Here is a 17,142-nt window from a genome sequence, read left to right as displayed (position 1 = left end):
TTTTGAAATCCCCTTTTCAAGTACTACTCAACTTATTTCCAAGACCTTTTTTGATTCAAATAAGTTTGCTCTTAAGACCATTGCTCGTTTTTGCCTACAAAGGCAAAACATATAAAGATCCAATTGACGGGAAGACCTTTTCGAAGTTTTTACCCTACGGTTATGAAAAACAAAGGCCTAATGTATTAAGTCCTTCTACCCTTTCTCTGGAAAGACACCGCTTGCTTTGGCTTTATCTCAAGCAAAAAACTAATTTCTTTACTCAACCCCAAAAAATACTTCATTTTGCTCCAGAACAGGCGTTTTACAAGCGGTTCAAAAGCTTAAAACACCTCGATTACACAACTACGGATCTCAATTCTCCTATTGCCGATGTAAAAGCAGATATATGTGATTTGCCCTTCGAAACTAATAGTTTCGACAGCATCATTTGTAATCACGTCCTGGAACACATTGAGGACGATGAAAAAGCCATGAAAGAGCTATACAGGATACTTAAGCCTGGCGGGATGGCTATCCTTCAAATCCCTCAGGATCTTAGCAGAGCAGCAACGTTTGAAGATGATTCTATAGTGGATCAAAAAGAGAGAGCTAAAATATTTGGGCAGTACGACCACCTAAGAATTTATGGCCGAGACTTTTTTGACAAATTAAGATCCATTGGTTTTGATGTAGAAGAAGTCGATTTAACTTCAGAACTGAGGGATTCTGAAATCGATTATTACCGCCTGGCCAAGGGAGAAATCATTCCTGTGTGCTTTAAACCTGCTTAGAATTTTTCAATAGAATCTTTAAGCTCATCAGATATATACGTTTTTTGGTTTCCTTCTTTATCGCTATAGATAAAAACGACCTTCAGACTCTCATTTGAATATAAAAAATTCATTGATTTTTCAAATCCCATCGCCATAAAGGCGGTAGCATACGCATCTGCATCTGCACAGGTTTGGGCGATAACAGAAGCAGAAAGAATATCTGTTTTTTGCGATTTTCCTGTTTTCGGATTTATAGTGTGTACATATTTTTGACCAGTCTCCTCATCGATTCTAAATTTTCTGTAATTCCCGGAAGTAGCTAAGGACTCGTCATACAAATTGACACCATATTTCAATTCTCTGGAACCATCTTCCAATGGCATTTCAATTCCAATTTTCCAGGGCTTAGTATTGTCCAGGTTTTTCCCTGAAACTTTAACTTCCCCTCCAATTTCAACTAAATAATTTTCAAGTCCTTTAGATTCCAAATAATCACCAAACACATCCACCGTGTATCCTTTGGCAATGGCATTGAAATCAAGATACAAATGAGATGTTGTTGATGTGATTGTATTTTCTTCAGTCAGTTGAATTTTATCGAAACCTACATACTGATAGAGTGAATCAATATCATGCTCTGTAACAGATTCAGAATAGCCACCTGGACCAAAACCATAGGCATTCACTAGAAAGCCGACACTTGGATCGAAATAAGCATCTGTATCTTTAAAAATCCGTTTAGAGTCTTTAAATACTTTTTGGAAGTGAGAATCAACACTAATGGATGCGTTGCCAGAATTGATTTTAGATATATCCGAATCATCTATATATGTGCTCATAGATGTATTGATCACCTTTAAGAGTGAATCAATTTTGGAAGACTGTATGTCAACATCTTCTGAAAAATATTGCAAAGAATAGGTGGTGCCCAGCGCATTCCCCTGCAAGGTTCTTACTGAAGTTGACTCTTCACAGGAGATGATGAGTAGACCAAATAATACCAATAAATATTTCATTTGATTTCGATTAAACCTGAATAATTTAAAACATAATCTTCCTCTGAATCCACCGGAAGGTCATAATTCACTGAATTTGCGATACCAACACCAGCATAAAAAGTTTTAGCTTCAAAAGTAACGGCATGTTTGGCGATTTTTTGCATAAGTTGCTCATCATATAGAACAGGATTTTCGGGATACTTCACTGCTCTAACCACTACAAAAATTAATTTTTTATCCTTTGTAGCAACAAACTGTGGGTTTTTGGACTTTTTGCTGTTGATGGCCAAAAACTCGTAACCCATTTCTTCCAAATCTTTGCCTACAAGATTCATGGCAAGGTTATGTAGTTGTTGTTCTGTAAGTAAACTCATGAAATTAGAGCTAAAAAAACCCAAACAAAATTTTGTTTGGGTTTTAATTATTTATTTAATTTTATCCGCCAAAGTCATCAAATCTGATGTTTTCATCGGGGATTCCAAAGTCTTCACCCATTTTCTGAACAGCTTGGTTCATCAAAGGTGGTCCACAAAAATACAGTTCGATATCTTCTGGTTCTTCATGATGATTTAGATAATTATCTATCACACACTGGTGGATAAATCCTACAAAGCCATCTCCTTCACCATCAATTCCATCTTTTTCTTTCCAATTGTCTTCTTCCTGAGGTTCAGATAAAGCTAAATAGAATTTAAAGTTTGGAAAATCTCTTTCAAGAGCTCTAAAGTGTTCTGTATAAAACAGCTCGCGTTTAGAACGTCCTCCATACCAGAAGGTCACTTTTCTTCCAGTTTTCAAAGTTCTGAATAAATGATATAAGTGAGAACGCATTGGAGCCATACCGGCACCACCACCAACATAAAGCATTTCAGCTTCACTTTCGTTGATAAAGAATTCACCATAAGGTCCGGAAATTGTGACTTTATCACCTGCTTTACATCCAAAAATATAAGACGAAGCAACACCAGGGTTCACATCCATCCAGTCCCCTTTAGCTCTGTCGAAAGGAGGCGTTGCAATACGCACATTCAACATCACTCGTTTACCTTCTGCTGGGTAAGAAGCCATAGAATAAGCTCTTTCTACGGACTCATTATTTTTCATAACCAGCGGCCATAACTTAAAGTTATCCCATTCGGTTTGAAATTTATCTTTCTCACCTGGATGTTCTTCTGGGTGAGCAGTGATATCCATATCTTCAAATTTCACTTCACATGGAGGAACCTCAATCTGAATATACCCCCCTGCCTTGTAGTCCATATCTTCAGGAATTTCAACAATAAATTCCTTGATAAAAGAAGCCACGTTATAATTTGAAACAACAGTAGCCTGCCATTTTTTGATTCCAAAAACTTCTTCAGGAATCTCAATTTTCATGTCTTGTTTCACTTTTACCTGGCAACCCAATCTCCAGCCTTCAGCAATTTCTTTTCTTGTAAAGTGAGGTTCTTCTGTTGGCAGAATAGCTCCACCACCATCTTTAACGATACATTTACACTGTACACATGTACCACCACCTCCACAAGCAGATGGTAAAAACAATTTGTTATCACTCAGGGTTGTTAACAAAGTAGAACCTGAATCTACTTCTAAATCTTCTTCACCATTCACATTGATCTTAACTGGCCCCGAAGGCGACAATTTTGCTTTGGCTGATAATAATATGATAACCAACAACAAAATAAGAGTTAAGAATACTGCAACACTCGCTAATATAACTGTCATAATCTTCTCTGTTTATAATTTAATTCCCATGAAACTCATAAATCCGATAGCCATCAATCCTGTAATAATAAAGGTAATACCAAGCCCTTTGAGCGGAGCTGGGACATTTGAATAAGCTATTTTCTCTCTAATTGCTGCAATAGCAAGTATGGCTAAAAACCAGCCTATTCCACTACCAAGACCATACACAGCTGCTCCTTCGATGCCGCTGAAATCTTTTTGCTGCATAAATAAAGACCCCCCTAAAATAGCACAGTTTACAGCGATAAGCGGTAAAAAGATACCAAGTGAACCGTAAAGTGCAGGAGCAAATTTTTCAACAACCATTTCCACTAATTGAACCATTGAAGCAATAACTGCTATAAACATGATAAAGCTGAGAAAACTCAAATCTACACTAGCAAATTCTGATCCTAACCAGCTAAGTGCTCCAGCTTGAAGCAGGTAATTATCCAAAAGGTAATTGACAGGCACTGTTATTAAAAGTACAAATATGACTGCAAGCCCAAGACCAACAGCGGTTTTCACTGTTTTAGATACTGCCAAATAAGAACACATGCCCAAAAAATAGGCGAAAATCATGTTTTCTATGAAAATACTTTTTACAAATAAGTTTATTAAATCCATCTATGAGGTTTTATTTAATTTTCTTCAATTAATTTTCTGTTTCTAGCTCGCTGTACCCAAATGAGGACACCGACGACGATAAGAGCCATTGGAGACAAAAGGAAAAATCCATTGTCTTCATAACCCAAAGCATACAATCCAGTAGATTCTGCCAAAGTCACACCTTTATGACCTAATATTTCATATCCAAGCAGTTTCCCCGAGCCGAATAGCTCTCTGAAAAAGGCAACAATTATGAGTATAAGTCCGTATCCAGCAGCATTACCAATTCCGTCAAGAAAAGACTTGTATACACCATTGCCTAAGGCAAAAGCTTCAAGACGCCCCATGATGATACAGTTGGTTATAATCAAACCGATAAAGATGGAAAGTTGTTTACTCACATCAAAAGCATAAGCTTTTAAAATCTGGTCAACGAGTATTACCAAGGAAGCAACAACTACAAGTTGCACAATAATCCTGATTCTACTTGGGATTGAATTTCTTAAAATTGAGATGATCACGTTACTAAATGCCATAACAAAAACAACGGCAAGTGACATCACAATTGCGGGTTTCAGTTGGACCGTAATCGCTAAAGCGGAACATATTCCTAAAACCTGAACTGTAATAGGATTGTTGTCATCTAAAGGATCTTTTAAAATTTTTCGATTAGCCTTCGAAAGAAAATGTTCTTTCTCATCAGAACTTGATAAAAAGAGAAGCATTTCGCTTTTCTTCTTTTCTTCTTCAGTTTGAGGCTTTTGATTTGTTTCTAAGCTCATATTTATCTTGTTACAACTTTAATATCTTGACGCTTTTTGAAAAATGGTAAATAGTTTTTCAATCGTTTTTCAATCATTTCAGATACACCATCACTTGTGATTGTTGCACCCGAAATAGAATCAACTTTATTATCATCCTTATCATTTCCACCACTGTAGCCTTTCACAACATTCACACCAACGAGCTCTCCTTTGTCATTGAAGATTTTCTCATCTACGAAACGTTGCTGAAACCAATCTGTGGTAATCTCTGCTCCAAGACCAGCAGTTTCACCTTTGTGGTCAAAAACAACGCCTTTAACGGTGTTTGCATCATCTTCTAAAGCAATGTAACCCCAGATCGCATCCCACAACCCACTACCTCTTAAAGGGGCAATGTAATATTCTGAGCCTTCATAATTTGCAATATATATAGGGTAAGTCTGTTCTTCATCAGGCTTTGATAATTCTTTAGCTAAATCGACTTCAAAAGCATTTACTCCCTCTTTTTTTTCTCCTTGAGAATTCAGAGATAGTTGTTGAGAAATGTACTTATCGAATAATTCTTCAGCATTTTCTCTATCAGTTTCAATACCAATAGTCAACAAAATATTTTGCATTTTTTCTTTACGAACATTTTCTTTTTGCAATGGACCTAAGGAGGTTGCAGTAAAAGAAAGCGTTACTGCTACTACAATGACCATTATTATAGCAAAAATAAATGTATATGCGTTACTGTTTTTATTCATGATTAAGCTGTTTTTACAGTTTTGGTTTCTAAACGTTTTTTCCTTTTCTTAATATTACCTTCTATCACATAATGATCTATAGTTGGAGCAAAAACGTTCAAGAGTAATATAGACAGCATAATACCTTCAGGGTAGGCCGGATTCAAAGTACGGATTAAAATGGCTGTTAAACCAATGAGAGCTCCATAAATCCATTTCCCTTTCATTGTCTGAGCAGCACTTACAGGATCTGTAGCCATGAACACAATACCAAAAGCAAAGCCACCAACTATCAGGTGATTATACCATGGGAAATTTGTCAATCCGTTTCCTTCTACTCCCATAGACGGTAGAGCATTTAATAATAATCCCATAGCTGCAGCACCGAGAATACCACTCAGTATAATTCTCCAGCTCCCAACTTTAGTCAAGATTAAAATTAAGGCACCAGCAACAATACATAATGTTGAAGTTTCTGCGATAGACCCCGGAATAATTCCTGTAAACATTTCAGCAGCATTATAACCAACTTCTTTGTTGGCTGCCAGAGAACCTAAGATAGTTTCACCTGAAATGGAGTCTACGTTTGAAGCTTCACTAACCCAAATCTTGTTACCAGACATATAAGTAGGGTATGCAAAAAACGCAAAAGCTCTTGCAGTAAGTGCAGGGTTAAGAATATTCATCCCAGTACCTCCGAAAGCCTCTTTACCAATTAATACGGCAAATATTACTGACAATGCAACCATCCATAAAGGAATATCAACTGGCATAATCATAGGAATAAGTAAACCTGTTACAAGGTAACCTTCGTTTACTTCATGTCCTCTCATGATAGCAAAGGCAAATTCCAATCCAAGTCCTACTGCATAAGACACCACTATCATAGGGACTATTTTGTATGCTCCATGAAGAAATGCTTCAAGGAATGCAGGATTCTCTCCGAGCTGAGTATAATGCTGGTATCCAGCATTCCACATTCCAAAAATTAAAGCAGGTATCAAGGCTAACACAACGGTTATCATTGTCCTCTTCAAATCAACTGCATCTCTTATGTGTGCGCCTTTTTTGGTAGTATGGTCTGGCACAAATAAGAAAGTGTCTAGTGCATTAACTGCTGGGCGATACTTTTCAAGCTTATTACCAGGCTCGAAAGGCTCTTTAATTTGGTCAATTTTCTGTCTAATCCAATTCATATTTATAGTTAAATAAATTTATCCTACTTCAGTTATCATTATATCTAAACCATTGCGAATAATTTCTTGCGCTTCGATTTTAGAGGTATTTGTGTATTCTACTAGTGCGAAATCTTCCGGAACCACTTCATATATTCCTAAATTTTCCATTTTCTCGATATCTCCAGCCATACAGGCCTTAAGAAGTTGCATTGGCAAAATATTTAAAGGCATGACTTCTTCCATTTCACCTGTAACTACCAAAGCTCTTTCTTCACCATTCAAATTGGTGTTGACTTCGTATTTTTTGTTTGGAAACAACCAGGATAAAGAAGTTTTGGAAGCTGAATGAATGTCATTATCTTTAAAAGGCAACCATCCAAACATTCTATATTCATTTCCCTCAGGAATGACGGTTAAGGTGTTTGCAAAGAAATTGATATATCCCTCCTCTTCAATTTTCTCTCCAGTCAGAACATTACCGCTAATTATTCTTGAATTATCTTCGTGATCTTTCAAAATTGAAGAAACTTCAGCACCAATAATGGTTTTGAAATATTTTCTATGTTTTGCAGCTGTACCTGTTACAACAACAGTACGTTCTGCATTAAATTTACCAGTTTTGAATTGCTCACCAATTATAGCGACATCCTCTGGATTGATTGTCCACACATGCTCGCCTCTATTCATCGGCTCTGTTTCATGAATCAATGTACCTACATTACCCGCGGGATGCGGACCAGAAATTGTAATTAACTCGACATTTTCAATATCTTTAAGGAAACTTGCAGATTGCTTATCAACTCCTAAGTAAACCTTGCCACCCGTCAATTTGGTTAAGGCATTAATTCCATTTTGAAAAAATTCAACTTTATCTTTCAAAATTACTTCAAATGAAGCTGATAAAGGAGCGGTATCATATGCAGAAATGTAAATCGCTTTTGGCGTCACTTCAGCATTAGCTGGAATGTTGTAAGGTCTTTGATTTAAAAAAATACCTAATCCAGTAGAAAATATTCTATCCTTTACTTCAGATGAATCTGATTTAAAAGGATCCATGGCCCCAAAATCCTTGTAATTTACTTCATCATCTGCCTCTATAATGACGTCCAGAATTTTTCTTTTAGCACCACGCTTAATCTCCTTAAGCGTACCACTTACAGGTGATACAATTTTTGTCTTGTCAGAATATTTTGAGAAAAATACTTCGTCCCCAGCTTTTAATTTAGCGCCTTCCTTTACGACCATTTTTGGTACCAAAGAATGAAAATTTGAAGGTCTTAAAGCAACAGTTTTCGATTTCTGAGCTTGCTCAATAGAATTTTCTGCTTCACCTTTTAGCTTTAGCGTTAAACCCTTTTTAATTTTTATGTCTATGGGCATCTGTAAATAAAATTTTATTTGGATTGCAAATTTAATAATTTAACTTACAATCTCTAAGCAAACAAATCTTATAGTTCTATTATTTATATTAAATCTAAACAACGGAATGACTTCAATAAAATCAAGACTTAAACCTTTTTTTATAAAATTAATTTCTGCTATTTTATTAACTTTTGTTAGTTCCTCCTTAAAAGCACAACAAGTTTACGAGACTTTGCCTCCGGATTTTATTAAAACAATTGAGTTTTATGGATCAAATAGCGAATTCAGCGGAACTCCCGTCATACCTTTGAATGGGTCTGTTTCGCTCAAGTTTGACGATTTAACAGCAGCTGAAAATGATTATTACTACGAAATCGAACATTATAATTTTGACTGGACTCCCTCTAAACTTTCAAAAAATGAATTTTTAGAAGGTTTTGATAATATCCGGTTATTTGATTATAAAAATTCCTTTACAACTTTACAGCCCTATACACACTATCAATTAAAATTACCAAATCAAAATACCCGTCGTTTAAAAGTAAGTGGCAATTACATGCTCAAAATATTCAATGCTGACAAACAAATTATTTTTTCGAGAAAATTTATTGTTTATGAAAATTTAGTTGATGTAGACATAACCATCAAAAGGTCCAGAGAACTAGAGTTTATTGATAAAAAACAGGTCGTAAATTTCGAAATAGGCAGAGAGGATTTCTTTTTTCGAAATCCAGATCAGACCGTCAAAACCGTTGTTGTTAAAAACAACGACTTCACTACAGCTATTTCCGATCTCAAACCTCAATTTACCCAGGGTAACAGACTGATTTACAGATATGATAAAAAATCTTCGTTCTGGGGAGGCAATGAGTACTTAAATTTTGATAATAAAGATATCAGACAAGGGACGTTAAGAATTCAAAAAGTTGAACTTCATGACTTATATAACTCATACTTATTCCCCAATTTCGTTAGGGATGGAAGACCCTATACTTTTTATCCAGATTTAAATGGAGCATTTAGAATTAACACCATACAAGGGGATGATATCAATACTGAATCAGAGTACGCCAGAGTACACTTTACACTTCAAAACTACAAAGATTTAGAAGGAGGGGAAATACATCTTTACGGAAGGTTTAATAATTACGTGCTGGATGACAGCACCATGATGACACAAGATGAAACTAAGAAAAACATATTCACTAATGAATTGATTTTGAAACAGGGGTTTTACAATTTTAAATATGTGTATTTAAACAAAAACGGTGATTTCATAGAGGGGTTTATAAGTGGCAATCATGAAATTACTGAAAACGAGTACCAGGTAATTGTTTATTATAGAGATATAGGAGCCAGATACGATAGAGTTGTTGGAACTGGATTTGGTAATGGTGAAACTATTATCAATTAAGGCTTATTAACAGGTATTAATAAAAGCTTATCATCTATAATTTCCAAAATAATCTTTATAAGCTATATTTGTGAAAATGATTAAAGTAAAATAATAAAAATCAATAAAATTATGGGAAAAGGATATTTTCAAGTGCCAACCGCAATAAATGAACCAATCAAAACCTATGCACCCGGCTCACCAGAGAGGGATTCTATAGAAAAGATGTATAAAAAGATATACAACGAAAAGGCTGAAGTTCCTTTATATATTGGAGATAAAGAAATTAAAACTGGCCATACTAAAAGCATAAGACCTCCACATGATCATCAACATGAAGTAGGTGTTTATCACAATGCTGAAGAAAAACACGTTGACGATGCAATTGATACTGCTCTTGAAGCTAGAAAAAAATGGGCTAAACTTCCTTGGGAACAAAGAGCGGCTGTGTTTTTGAAGGCAGCTGATTTAATTGCAGGACCTTACAGAGATAAAATGAATGCAACGACTATGATTGGTCAGTCAAAAACTGTTTTTCAAGCTGAAATTGATTCCGCATGCGAAATCTGTGATTTCTTAAGATTTAATGTGGAATATATGACGGAAATCTACAGAGAACAACCAGAATCTGCAGATAATGAGTGGAACAGAATAGAGCACAGACCACTAGAAGGTTTTGTGTATGCTATTACTCCTTTCAACTTTACTGCCATTGCCGGTAACCTGCCTTCAAGTGCAGCTCTTATGGGTAACGTAGCCGTTTGGAAGCCAAGTGATAGCCAAATGCTTTCTGCTCAAGTAATTATGGAAGTATTTAAGGAAGCTGGTTTACCAGATGGAGTAATCAATATGATTATTGGTGACCCAGTAATGATAACAGATAGAATTTTAGCCAGAAAAGAGTTTGCTGGTATTCACTTTACTGGAAGTACCAATGTGTTCAAAGGCATCTGGTCTAAAATTGGTGAAAACATTCACAATTACAATACTTACCCTAGAATAGTTGGTGAGACTGGCGGTAAAGATTTCATCGTAGCTCACAAATCTGCTGACGCACAGGTAGTTGCTACAGCATTATTGAGAGGCGCTTTCGAATTTCAAGGACAAAAATGTAGTGCAGCATCAAGATCTTACGTTTCAAGTAGTCTGTGGCCTAGTGTCAAAGAAAAACTCGTTAAGGATGTAAAGTCTATCAAAATGGGACCAACTGGAGATTTAAGCAATTTCATTGGGGCCGTCATTCATGAGCAGTCTTTCGATAAATTATCTGAATACATTGAAAGAGCTAAGAAAAGTAACGAAGCTGAAATTATAGTAGGTGGTAATTGCGATAAATCTAAAGGTTATTTTGTAGAACCAACGGTAATTGTGACTACTAACCCAAAATATGAAACGATGGTCGAAGAATTATTTGGACCAGTTTTGACCCTTTATGTTTATGATGATGATAAATATGAAGAAACTTTACATGTTGTAGATAACACAAGTCAGTATGGATTAACAGGTTCTATCATTGCTACAGATCGTTATGCAGCTTCAGTAGCTACTGATATCCTGCAAAATTCTGCTGGTAATTTCTATATCAATGACAAGTGTACAGGTGCTGTTGTAGGTCGCCAGCCATTTGGTGGTGCCAGAAACAGTGGTACTAACGATAAAGCAGGATCTAAGTTTAACTTATTAAGATGGTCTTCTCCAAGATTAATCAAAGAAACTTTTGTTCCAGCAACTGATTATACGTATCCACATATGGGATAATCAGCAATCCATTTAAAAAGTAAAAACCCCCTCAAAATTGAATTTTGAGGGGGTTTTTTACACTATTTATTATCTCTCCCGAGATAAAATTAGCCCTTATATTTCATCGGAAGATAAACCACTTTTTTGGTGTCGAAAAAGTCTTCTTTAAAGAGTTCTGAAAGTTCAAAAATTTCAACCGTTCGGTAAGGTTTTAATTCTTCGGATAAGTCACCTCCCTTAAGGTAAAGAATTCCATTTTTTCTATCGTGTCTAGATTCTTTAGCAATTTTGCCTTTCACCCAATGAACAAAACTAGGCATCACAGCAACTGCCCTGCTCACAATAAAATCAAATTCCCCAGAGATATTCTCCACTCTATCATTTACAGCCTTCACATTTTTGAGTCCAAGCGCATCAACAACCTCCTCAACTACTTTTATTTTTTTGCCAATGCTATCTACTAAGGTAAATTGCGTATGTGGAAATAAAATGGCCAAAGGTATACCAGGAAAACCTCCACCTGTGCCTACGTCCAGTACTTTTGAGCCTGGCAGGAATTCTTGAACTTTAGCAATTCCCAAACTGTGTAAAACATGGCGGATATAGATTTCATCAATATCCTTTCTAGAAACCACATTTATTTTCTGGTTCCAATCTTTATAAACATCGGCAATAGCTTCAAATTGTCTTATTTGAACTTCATCTAGATCTGGAAAATACTGCTTTATTAATTTCAAATTATTTAGTTTTTTAGCAAAAATAGCAGTTCTTAGGATGATATATGCTTTAAATTTAGATTGATTAAGAAGCCATATTTCAAGTAGATCATTATTTACTTATAAAACACTTATAAATCGAGCACAATTGTTATTTGTTCAAAGCCATGTGATAGATTAATTTTTATATTTGTCTCATATACATGAGTAATGACGAATCCAACAATCAAATTTTCTAGAAAAGACCCGCAGAAGTTTTTTAGAACCCTAAATAAGAGGGTTAACGAATACTTTAACGAAAATAATATCAAAAAAACAGGTAACTGGAAATTGCACTTAAAAACAATTGTCATGTTTGGCTTGTTTTTAAGCCCTTATTTTCTGATACTATTTCTAGATATTTCAGGCTGGTGGAAATTGTTATTCACCGTTCTGATGGGAATTGGCATGGCTGGTGTAGGAATGAATGTGATGCATGATGGAAATCATGGAACCTATTCAAAAAAGAAATGGGTGAATAAATTTATGGGAAGCTCAATTTATATTTTGGCTGGTAATGTTTACAACTGGCAGGTACAACATAATGTCCTTCACCACACTTATACCAACATACACGGGCATGATGAAGATATAGATGCTGGTGGGATTATTAGATTTTCTAAACATGCTAAATGGAAACGTTTTCATAAATTTCAACATATATATTCTGTTTTTTTATATGGTTTATTAACCTTCAACTGGGCGTTAACCTCTGATTTTAAGCAAACCAAACGCTACTTAAAACGCCAGCTTTCTTATGGTAAAATGCCAAGTCAGTGGAAACAATGGAGCATGCTTGCGATAACAAAAGTTTTATACCTTTCCATTTGGATTGTTATACCTATCTTGATTGGAATTGTATGGTGGAAAGTTCTTCTAGGATTTTTTGTTATGCACTATACAGCAGGATTAATTTTGAGTGTTATTTTTCAATTGGCACATATGGTAGAGGACAATGACATGCCTATGCCCAATGAAGTTGGTGAAATGAAAAATACCTGGGCTATACATCAATTGTTTACAACTGCGAATTTTGCAACCAACAGCAAGCTTATGAATTGGTTTAGCGGAGGACTAAACCACCAGGTGGAACACCACATATTTCCAAATATAAGCCATATCCATTACGATAAAATAAGTGAGATTGTAAAAGAAACTGCTTTAGAATTTAATCTTCCTTATAATGAATATGAATCTACTAAAGATGCTGTAAAATCTCATTTCAGACATTTACGTACTCTAGGAAGCGAACCACAATTATCTTAATCCAATCACTATGATTCAACTTTCTGATAAAATCCAAAAGCTAGAAACCTCAGCCACATTAGCTATGGCTGCTAAGGCAAGAGAACTTAAAGCTGAAGGAAAAGATATAATAGGCCTTAGCTTGGGGGAGCCTGACTTCAATACGCCTGATTTCATCAAAGAGGCTGCTATACAGGCTATAAATGATAATTACAATTCATATACGCCTGTAGACGGATATGAAGACCTAAAAAAAGCTGTTCAGCACAAATTCAAAAGAGATAATAATCTTTCGTACAATTTAAATCAGATTGTAGTTTCCACAGGAGCAAAACAATCCCTTTATAACATAGCCTCTGTTGTGTTGAATCCTGGTGATGAAGTGATCCTTCCCTGTCCATACTGGGTGAGTTACAGTGATATTGTAAAATTAAATGGCGGTGTTCCGGTAGAGGTTCAAACTGATATTGAACAGGATTTTAAAATGACACCAGAGCAATTAAAATCTGCTATAACACCAAAAACAAAAATGCTTTGGTACAGTTCTCCCTGCAATCCAAGCGGTTCTGTTTATACTAAAGAAGAATTAAAAGCCTTAGCTGAAGTCCTGGAAGATTACCCAGATATCATTGTCGTAAGTGATGAAATTTATGAGCACATCAATTTTGGTGTAGGGCGATTTTCTATGGCAGAAATACCTGATATGTATGATAGAACTGTCACGGTGAACGGTGTTTCAAAAGCTTTTGCAATGACAGGCTGGAGAATAGGTTATATAGGCGGTCCAGAAAAAATAGCTAATGCCTGCAAAAAATTACAGGGTCAGGTGACCAGTGGTGCAAATTGTATTGCTCAAAGGGCTGTTATTACTGCTCTTGAAGCACCTGTAGACAAAATACAGTTTATGGTCGATAAATTTAAATCGAGAAGAAAATTGATTTTAGATTTAATTGAAACCATCCCTGGGTTTGAGTGTAACGAGCCAAAAGGAGCCTTTTATGTTTTTCCAAACGTTTCCTCCTTCTTCGGAAGCACCTACGGCGGTAAGAAAATTGAAAATGCTACCGATTTTTCCATGTTTTTATTAGAAGTGGCAAATGTGGCCACAGTGACAGGTGAAGCTTTCGGAAACCCCAACTGCGTCAGGATTTCTTATGCTGCCAGCGAAGCCAACATTGAAGAAGCTATGGAAAGAATTAAAAAATCATTAAGCTAGTCTAATCTTTTCGTTCAGGCAGAGACTCTGAAGACTTATACTCTCCACCTTGATAAACGATTCTTCTTGGAATAGGGGTTTCAATACCATGGGCATCTAATGCTTTTTTGACAGCTTCCAGTTGTTCCCAGAAAGTAGGCCAGTAATGAACAGATTCTACCCAGCTTCTTGCCGTCACACGAATTTCTGACTCACCAATTTCTTCCAGCCAGACATCGGGTTCAGGCTCTTTTTCTATAATGGGATGCGCTTTCATAGCCTCAAGAATTATAGGCCGAATCGTTTCCATTTTGATGTCAAACGCAAATTTCAGACTCAAATCTACCCTTCGTAACGGATTCATGGTCCTGTTATCCACATCACTGTTGGCTACATTCCCGTTGGGCATGGTGATAATCCTGCCGTCGAAGGTTTCAATTCTTGTGTAAAGAATATCAATATTAGTGACAAAACCTGTGCTGGAATTCACGCTTATTAAATCTCCAACTTTAAAGGGCTTGAACACCAAAATCAAAACTCCCCCCGCAAAATTGGCTAAACTTCCTTGTAAAGCTAAACCAATGGCAATACCGGCAGCCCCAAAAATGGCTAAGAAAGAGGTCGCTTTTATGCCTAAAATAGATCCAATAAGAGTAAACAGCAAACCATATAAAACAAATATTGATAAGCTTTCTACAAAGGTTCTTAAGGATAATTCTACTTTCGATTTCTTTAAAGCCGCTTTCAACATCCTCATTACTATCTTGATAATGAGGATTCCAAATACAAATGCTACTATTGAATAAATCAGTTCTGGTCCGATAGAGACAAGAATTTCTTGTAAATAATTTTTAAGTGTGTCAAGAAATGAAGTGTCCATATCAAAATTTATTTTGGAATAAGGTAATTATTAAAACTCATATTCTGAAGGTTTTACTGAATAGTTTCAGATTGTTAAAAAAAACCGTCTTATTTCTTAATTTTAATAGATAAAACCTATAACTTTTTTAATTTCAAAACAAAAAATGAATACTTTAAAGATTAAGTCCATTGAAAAAATAACCCATGACGTTTTACAAGTCAAAACCAATAAGCCTTCAAACCTAGAGTTTAAGCCTGGGCAAGCCACTGAACTTTTTATCAATAAAGAAGGCTGGAAGGAAGAAGGCAGACCTTTCACCTTCACAAGTCTCCCTGAAGACAAAGACCTTGAATTTGTCATCAAAACCTATCCGGATCACAATGGCGTTACTGAACAGTTATTGGACCTTAATGAAGGAGATGAGCTGCTTCAGAATGAAGTTTTCGGTAACATTTACTTTAGAGGGAAAGGAACATTCATCGCCGGAGGTGCCGGATTAACGCCACTTATTGCCATCTTAAGAGACCGGGACAAGCATGGAGAAAATGAAGACAACAAACTCATCTTTTCCAATAAAACCAAAGGAGATATCATTTTGAAAGAGGAACTCGAAAACATGCTGGGCGATCAGTTTGTGAATATTCTTTCTGAAGAGAATACAGATGACTACCCACATGGTCATATCGATAAAGATTTTTTAAAAGATCATATCCTCAAGTTAGATCAGAAATTTTACGTCTGCGGTCCACCACCCATGATAGAAAACGTTGTCAAAGATCTAAAAGATATAGGTGTAGACGATGATAATATTATCCTTGAAGAATAATTAAAAGACTTCAAAGAAAAGCAAAATGCCTTGAAATTTGCAAGGCATTTTTTGCTCAAAACTATTTTAATAAAAAATGATGTTAGGCTTTTGCAGATGTAGACATGAACATTTGGAGTCGGTTGACATCTTTTGGACTGATTCCTTTGATATTGATATCTATAGCTTTATGAGACAGATGAATTCGAAGAGTGTTTTCAATAATTTCTACATAATCAAGTTGATCTAAAAGCACTCTTTTGAAGAAAAAGGAATTGATTCTTATTAACGCGTATTCATTCCCCAAGAACACAAAGTGTTTATAAAGGAATAAGCCTATAAATTCTAACAAATCATACAATACCCCACCAAAAGCAACTCCAAAGAAAAAACCACTACTATCCTTATCAACTAGAAGACCTATAGCTGAAAAAATCAAAATGCAAGCTGACAGAACTGACATAAAAATACGTTTTGACCTGGTTTCATAGATAAATTTAATTCTTTTCATAACAGTTTAGTTTTGATGAATCTGTATAGAAGGCGTCAGAACGCTCAACCATTAAACTAACCAACCGCTGAATATCTTTAGGATTGACACCTTCTAAGTTAATAGTATGGGTCTTTGTATTTTCTTTAATGATTAGCTTTGTTTCTGCATAATCAATATGGGTGATATCATCATACTTTATATTGATATGAGATCTGCTAATTATTTTTATCGAAATCCTGCTTGTATTGTATTGAACATGTGCTTTGTACCAAAACATACGAGATAACAAAATCAAAGCAACAAAATTTAATATTAGATTAAAAAACTTTGCATGTCCAGTATCTTCAAATATTAAATATAAAATAAGAAATATCGTTAAGCCCAGCAAAACTGGCATAAAATACCTCCTGGCATATAAATTACCAAAATGTATGTCTTTCATTTTTACTAACTTTAACTTTAAATAAATTTATGACTTACAGCTATAAAAAACAAATCTGAATTTTTTAGTAAGATTTTGTAATTTTAGGAGCATAAA

The 17,142-nt window shown here is 35.5% G+C and carries 18 protein-coding genes; 6 read left to right on the top strand and 12 right to left on the bottom strand.

Features of this window, described 5'->3' with window-relative positions; genetic code table 11:
- The first annotated feature begins 2 nt into the window (after positions 1-2).
- Positions 3-773, top strand: a complete 771-nt coding sequence (locus LB450_RS04775) for a class I SAM-dependent methyltransferase (RefSeq protein ID WP_224486720.1) — start codon at positions 3-5, stop codon at positions 771-773.
- On the opposite strand, the gene LB450_RS04770 is transcribed toward LB450_RS04775, so the two are convergent.
- From LB450_RS04770 to LB450_RS04735, 8 genes are all read right to left on the bottom strand, one after another.
- The gene (locus tag LB450_RS04770; RefSeq protein WP_224486719.1) at positions 770-1,771 is read right to left on the bottom strand and encodes an FAD:protein FMN transferase; all 1,002 of its coding nucleotides are present in this window, start codon (positions 1,769-1,771) and stop codon (positions 770-772) included. The two genes, LB450_RS04775 and LB450_RS04770, sit on opposite strands and share 4 nt — an antisense overlap.
- Positions 1,768-2,127 carry a Na(+)-translocating NADH-quinone reductase subunit F gene (locus LB450_RS04765; protein WP_224486718.1) on the bottom strand — a complete coding sequence of 120 codons (360 nt, stop codon included), beginning with the start codon at positions 2,125-2,127 and terminating at the stop codon, positions 1,768-1,770. The genes LB450_RS04770 and LB450_RS04765 overlap by 4 nt, the downstream gene beginning before the upstream one ends.
- A 61-nt stretch (positions 2,128-2,188) precedes the next feature.
- A complete protein-coding gene (gene nqrF, locus LB450_RS04760; RefSeq protein WP_224486717.1) occupies positions 2,189-3,478 on the bottom strand; it encodes an NADH:ubiquinone reductase (Na(+)-transporting) subunit F in 1,290 nt (429 codons plus the stop codon).
- 12 nt (positions 3,479-3,490) lie between these two features.
- A complete protein-coding gene (gene nqrE, locus LB450_RS04755) occupies positions 3,491-4,105 on the bottom strand; it encodes an NADH:ubiquinone reductase (Na(+)-transporting) subunit E (RefSeq protein WP_224486716.1) in 615 nt (204 codons plus the stop codon).
- A gap of 14 nt (positions 4,106-4,119) precedes the next feature.
- Positions 4,120-4,869, bottom strand: coding sequence for an NADH:ubiquinone reductase (Na(+)-transporting) subunit D (locus tag LB450_RS04750; RefSeq protein ID WP_224486715.1), 750 nt, complete (start codon positions 4,867-4,869; stop codon positions 4,120-4,122).
- Between the two features lie 2 nt (positions 4,870-4,871).
- Positions 4,872-5,597, bottom strand: a complete 726-nt coding sequence (gene nqrC / locus LB450_RS04745) for an NADH:ubiquinone reductase (Na(+)-transporting) subunit C (RefSeq protein WP_224486714.1) — start codon at positions 5,595-5,597, stop codon at positions 4,872-4,874.
- Between the two features lie 2 nt (positions 5,598-5,599).
- On the bottom strand, positions 5,600-6,772 hold the full coding sequence (locus LB450_RS04740) for an NADH:ubiquinone reductase (Na(+)-transporting) subunit B (RefSeq protein WP_224486713.1): 1,173 nt from the start codon (positions 6,770-6,772) through the stop codon (positions 5,600-5,602).
- Between the two features lie 18 nt (positions 6,773-6,790).
- Positions 6,791-8,134, bottom strand: coding sequence for a Na(+)-translocating NADH-quinone reductase subunit A (locus tag LB450_RS04735; RefSeq protein WP_224486712.1), 1,344 nt, complete (start codon positions 8,132-8,134; stop codon positions 6,791-6,793).
- A gap of 106 nt (positions 8,135-8,240) precedes the next feature.
- On the opposite strand from LB450_RS04735, the gene LB450_RS04730 reads away from it, so the two are divergent.
- Entirely contained in the window at positions 8,241-9,530 is a 1,290-nt protein-coding gene (locus LB450_RS04730; protein ID WP_224486711.1) for a type IX secretion system plug protein, read from the top strand.
- A 111-nt stretch (positions 9,531-9,641) separates the two neighbouring features.
- A complete protein-coding gene (gene pruA, locus LB450_RS04725; RefSeq protein WP_224486710.1) occupies positions 9,642-11,267 on the top strand; it encodes an L-glutamate gamma-semialdehyde dehydrogenase in 1,626 nt (541 codons plus the stop codon).
- Between the two features lie 89 nt (positions 11,268-11,356).
- Here pruA and rsmG read toward each other — a convergent pair whose 3' ends face one another.
- Positions 11,357-11,986, bottom strand: coding sequence for a 16S rRNA (guanine(527)-N(7))-methyltransferase RsmG (gene rsmG, locus LB450_RS04720; RefSeq protein ID WP_224486709.1), 630 nt, complete (start codon positions 11,984-11,986; stop codon positions 11,357-11,359).
- A 189-nt stretch (positions 11,987-12,175) separates the two neighbouring features.
- On the opposite strand from rsmG, the gene LB450_RS04715 reads away from it, so the two are divergent.
- Both LB450_RS04715 and LB450_RS04710 read left to right on the top strand, forming a co-directional pair.
- Positions 12,176-13,270 carry a fatty acid desaturase family protein gene (locus tag LB450_RS04715; RefSeq protein WP_224486708.1) on the top strand — a complete coding sequence of 365 codons (1,095 nt, stop codon included), beginning with the start codon at positions 12,176-12,178 and terminating at the stop codon, positions 13,268-13,270.
- A gap of 10 nt (positions 13,271-13,280) precedes the next feature.
- The gene (locus LB450_RS04710; RefSeq protein WP_224486707.1) at positions 13,281-14,465 is read left to right on the top strand and encodes a pyridoxal phosphate-dependent aminotransferase; all 1,185 of its coding nucleotides are present in this window, start codon (positions 13,281-13,283) and stop codon (positions 14,463-14,465) included.
- A gap of 1 nt (position 14,466) precedes the next feature.
- Here LB450_RS04710 and LB450_RS04705 read toward each other — a convergent pair whose 3' ends face one another.
- A complete protein-coding gene (locus LB450_RS04705; protein ID WP_224486706.1) occupies positions 14,467-15,324 on the bottom strand; it encodes a mechanosensitive ion channel family protein in 858 nt (285 codons plus the stop codon).
- A gap of 145 nt (positions 15,325-15,469) precedes the next feature.
- On the opposite strand from LB450_RS04705, the gene LB450_RS04700 reads away from it, so the two are divergent.
- Positions 15,470-16,132 carry a ferredoxin reductase domain-containing protein gene (locus LB450_RS04700; protein ID WP_224486705.1) on the top strand — a complete coding sequence of 221 codons (663 nt, stop codon included), beginning with the start codon at positions 15,470-15,472 and terminating at the stop codon, positions 16,130-16,132.
- Between the two features lie 82 nt (positions 16,133-16,214).
- Here the strand turns inward: LB450_RS04700 and LB450_RS04695 are convergent, their stop codons facing one another.
- A complete protein-coding gene (locus tag LB450_RS04695) occupies positions 16,215-16,622 on the bottom strand; it encodes a hypothetical protein (protein WP_224486704.1) in 408 nt (135 codons plus the stop codon).
- On the bottom strand, positions 16,609-17,046 hold the full coding sequence (locus LB450_RS04690; RefSeq protein WP_224486703.1) for a hypothetical protein: 438 nt from the start codon (positions 17,044-17,046) through the stop codon (positions 16,609-16,611). The genes LB450_RS04695 and LB450_RS04690 overlap by 14 nt, the downstream gene beginning before the upstream one ends.
- Between the last annotated feature and the right edge of the window lie 96 nt (positions 17,047-17,142).

Origin of the sequence: Psychroflexus curvus (genome assembly GCF_020164585.1) — a bacterium.
Taxonomy (GTDB): Bacteria; Bacteroidota; Bacteroidia; order Flavobacteriales; family Flavobacteriaceae; genus Psychroflexus; species Psychroflexus curvus.
The sequence above is the reverse complement of the archived record's forward strand: the minus strand, read 5'-3'. Positions and strand labels throughout refer to the sequence as shown.

Bases quoted from the DNA above. Each gene is read 5' to 3' on its own strand.
- pruA (WP_224486710.1), top strand. From the start codon at position 9,642: ATGGGAAAAGGATATTTTCAAGTGCCAACCGCAATAAATGAACCAATC.
- LB450_RS04695 (WP_224486704.1), bottom strand. From the start codon at position 16,622: ATGAAAAGAATTAAATTTATCTATGAAACCAGGTCAAAACGTATTTTT.
- LB450_RS04700 (WP_224486705.1), top strand. From the start codon at position 15,470: ATGAATACTTTAAAGATTAAGTCCATTGAAAAAATAACCCATGACGTT.
- LB450_RS04730 (WP_224486711.1), top strand. From the start codon at position 8,241: ATGACTTCAATAAAATCAAGACTTAAACCTTTTTTTATAAAATTAATT.
- LB450_RS04735 (WP_224486712.1), bottom strand. From the start codon at position 8,134: ATGCCCATAGACATAAAAATTAAAAAGGGTTTAACGCTAAAGCTAAAA.
- LB450_RS04750 (WP_224486715.1), bottom strand. From the start codon at position 4,869: ATGAGCTTAGAAACAAATCAAAAGCCTCAAACTGAAGAAGAAAAGAAG.
- nqrE (WP_224486716.1), bottom strand. From the start codon at position 4,105: ATGGATTTAATAAACTTATTTGTAAAAAGTATTTTCATAGAAAACATG.
- nqrF (WP_224486717.1), bottom strand. From the start codon at position 3,478: ATGACAGTTATATTAGCGAGTGTTGCAGTATTCTTAACTCTTATTTTG.
- LB450_RS04690 (WP_224486703.1), bottom strand. From the start codon at position 17,046: ATGAAAGACATACATTTTGGTAATTTATATGCCAGGAGGTATTTTATG.
- LB450_RS04740 (WP_224486713.1), bottom strand. From the start codon at position 6,772: ATGAATTGGATTAGACAGAAAATTGACCAAATTAAAGAGCCTTTCGAG.
- LB450_RS04770 (WP_224486719.1), bottom strand. From the start codon at position 1,771: ATGAAATATTTATTGGTATTATTTGGTCTACTCATCATCTCCTGTGAA.
- LB450_RS04705 (WP_224486706.1), bottom strand. From the start codon at position 15,324: ATGGACACTTCATTTCTTGACACACTTAAAAATTATTTACAAGAAATT.
- nqrC (WP_224486714.1), bottom strand. From the start codon at position 5,597: ATGAATAAAAACAGTAACGCATATACATTTATTTTTGCTATAATAATG.
- LB450_RS04710 (WP_224486707.1), top strand. From the start codon at position 13,281: ATGATTCAACTTTCTGATAAAATCCAAAAGCTAGAAACCTCAGCCACA.
- LB450_RS04715 (WP_224486708.1), top strand. From the start codon at position 12,176: ATGACGAATCCAACAATCAAATTTTCTAGAAAAGACCCGCAGAAGTTT.
- LB450_RS04765 (WP_224486718.1), bottom strand. From the start codon at position 2,127: ATGAGTTTACTTACAGAACAACAACTACATAACCTTGCCATGAATCTT.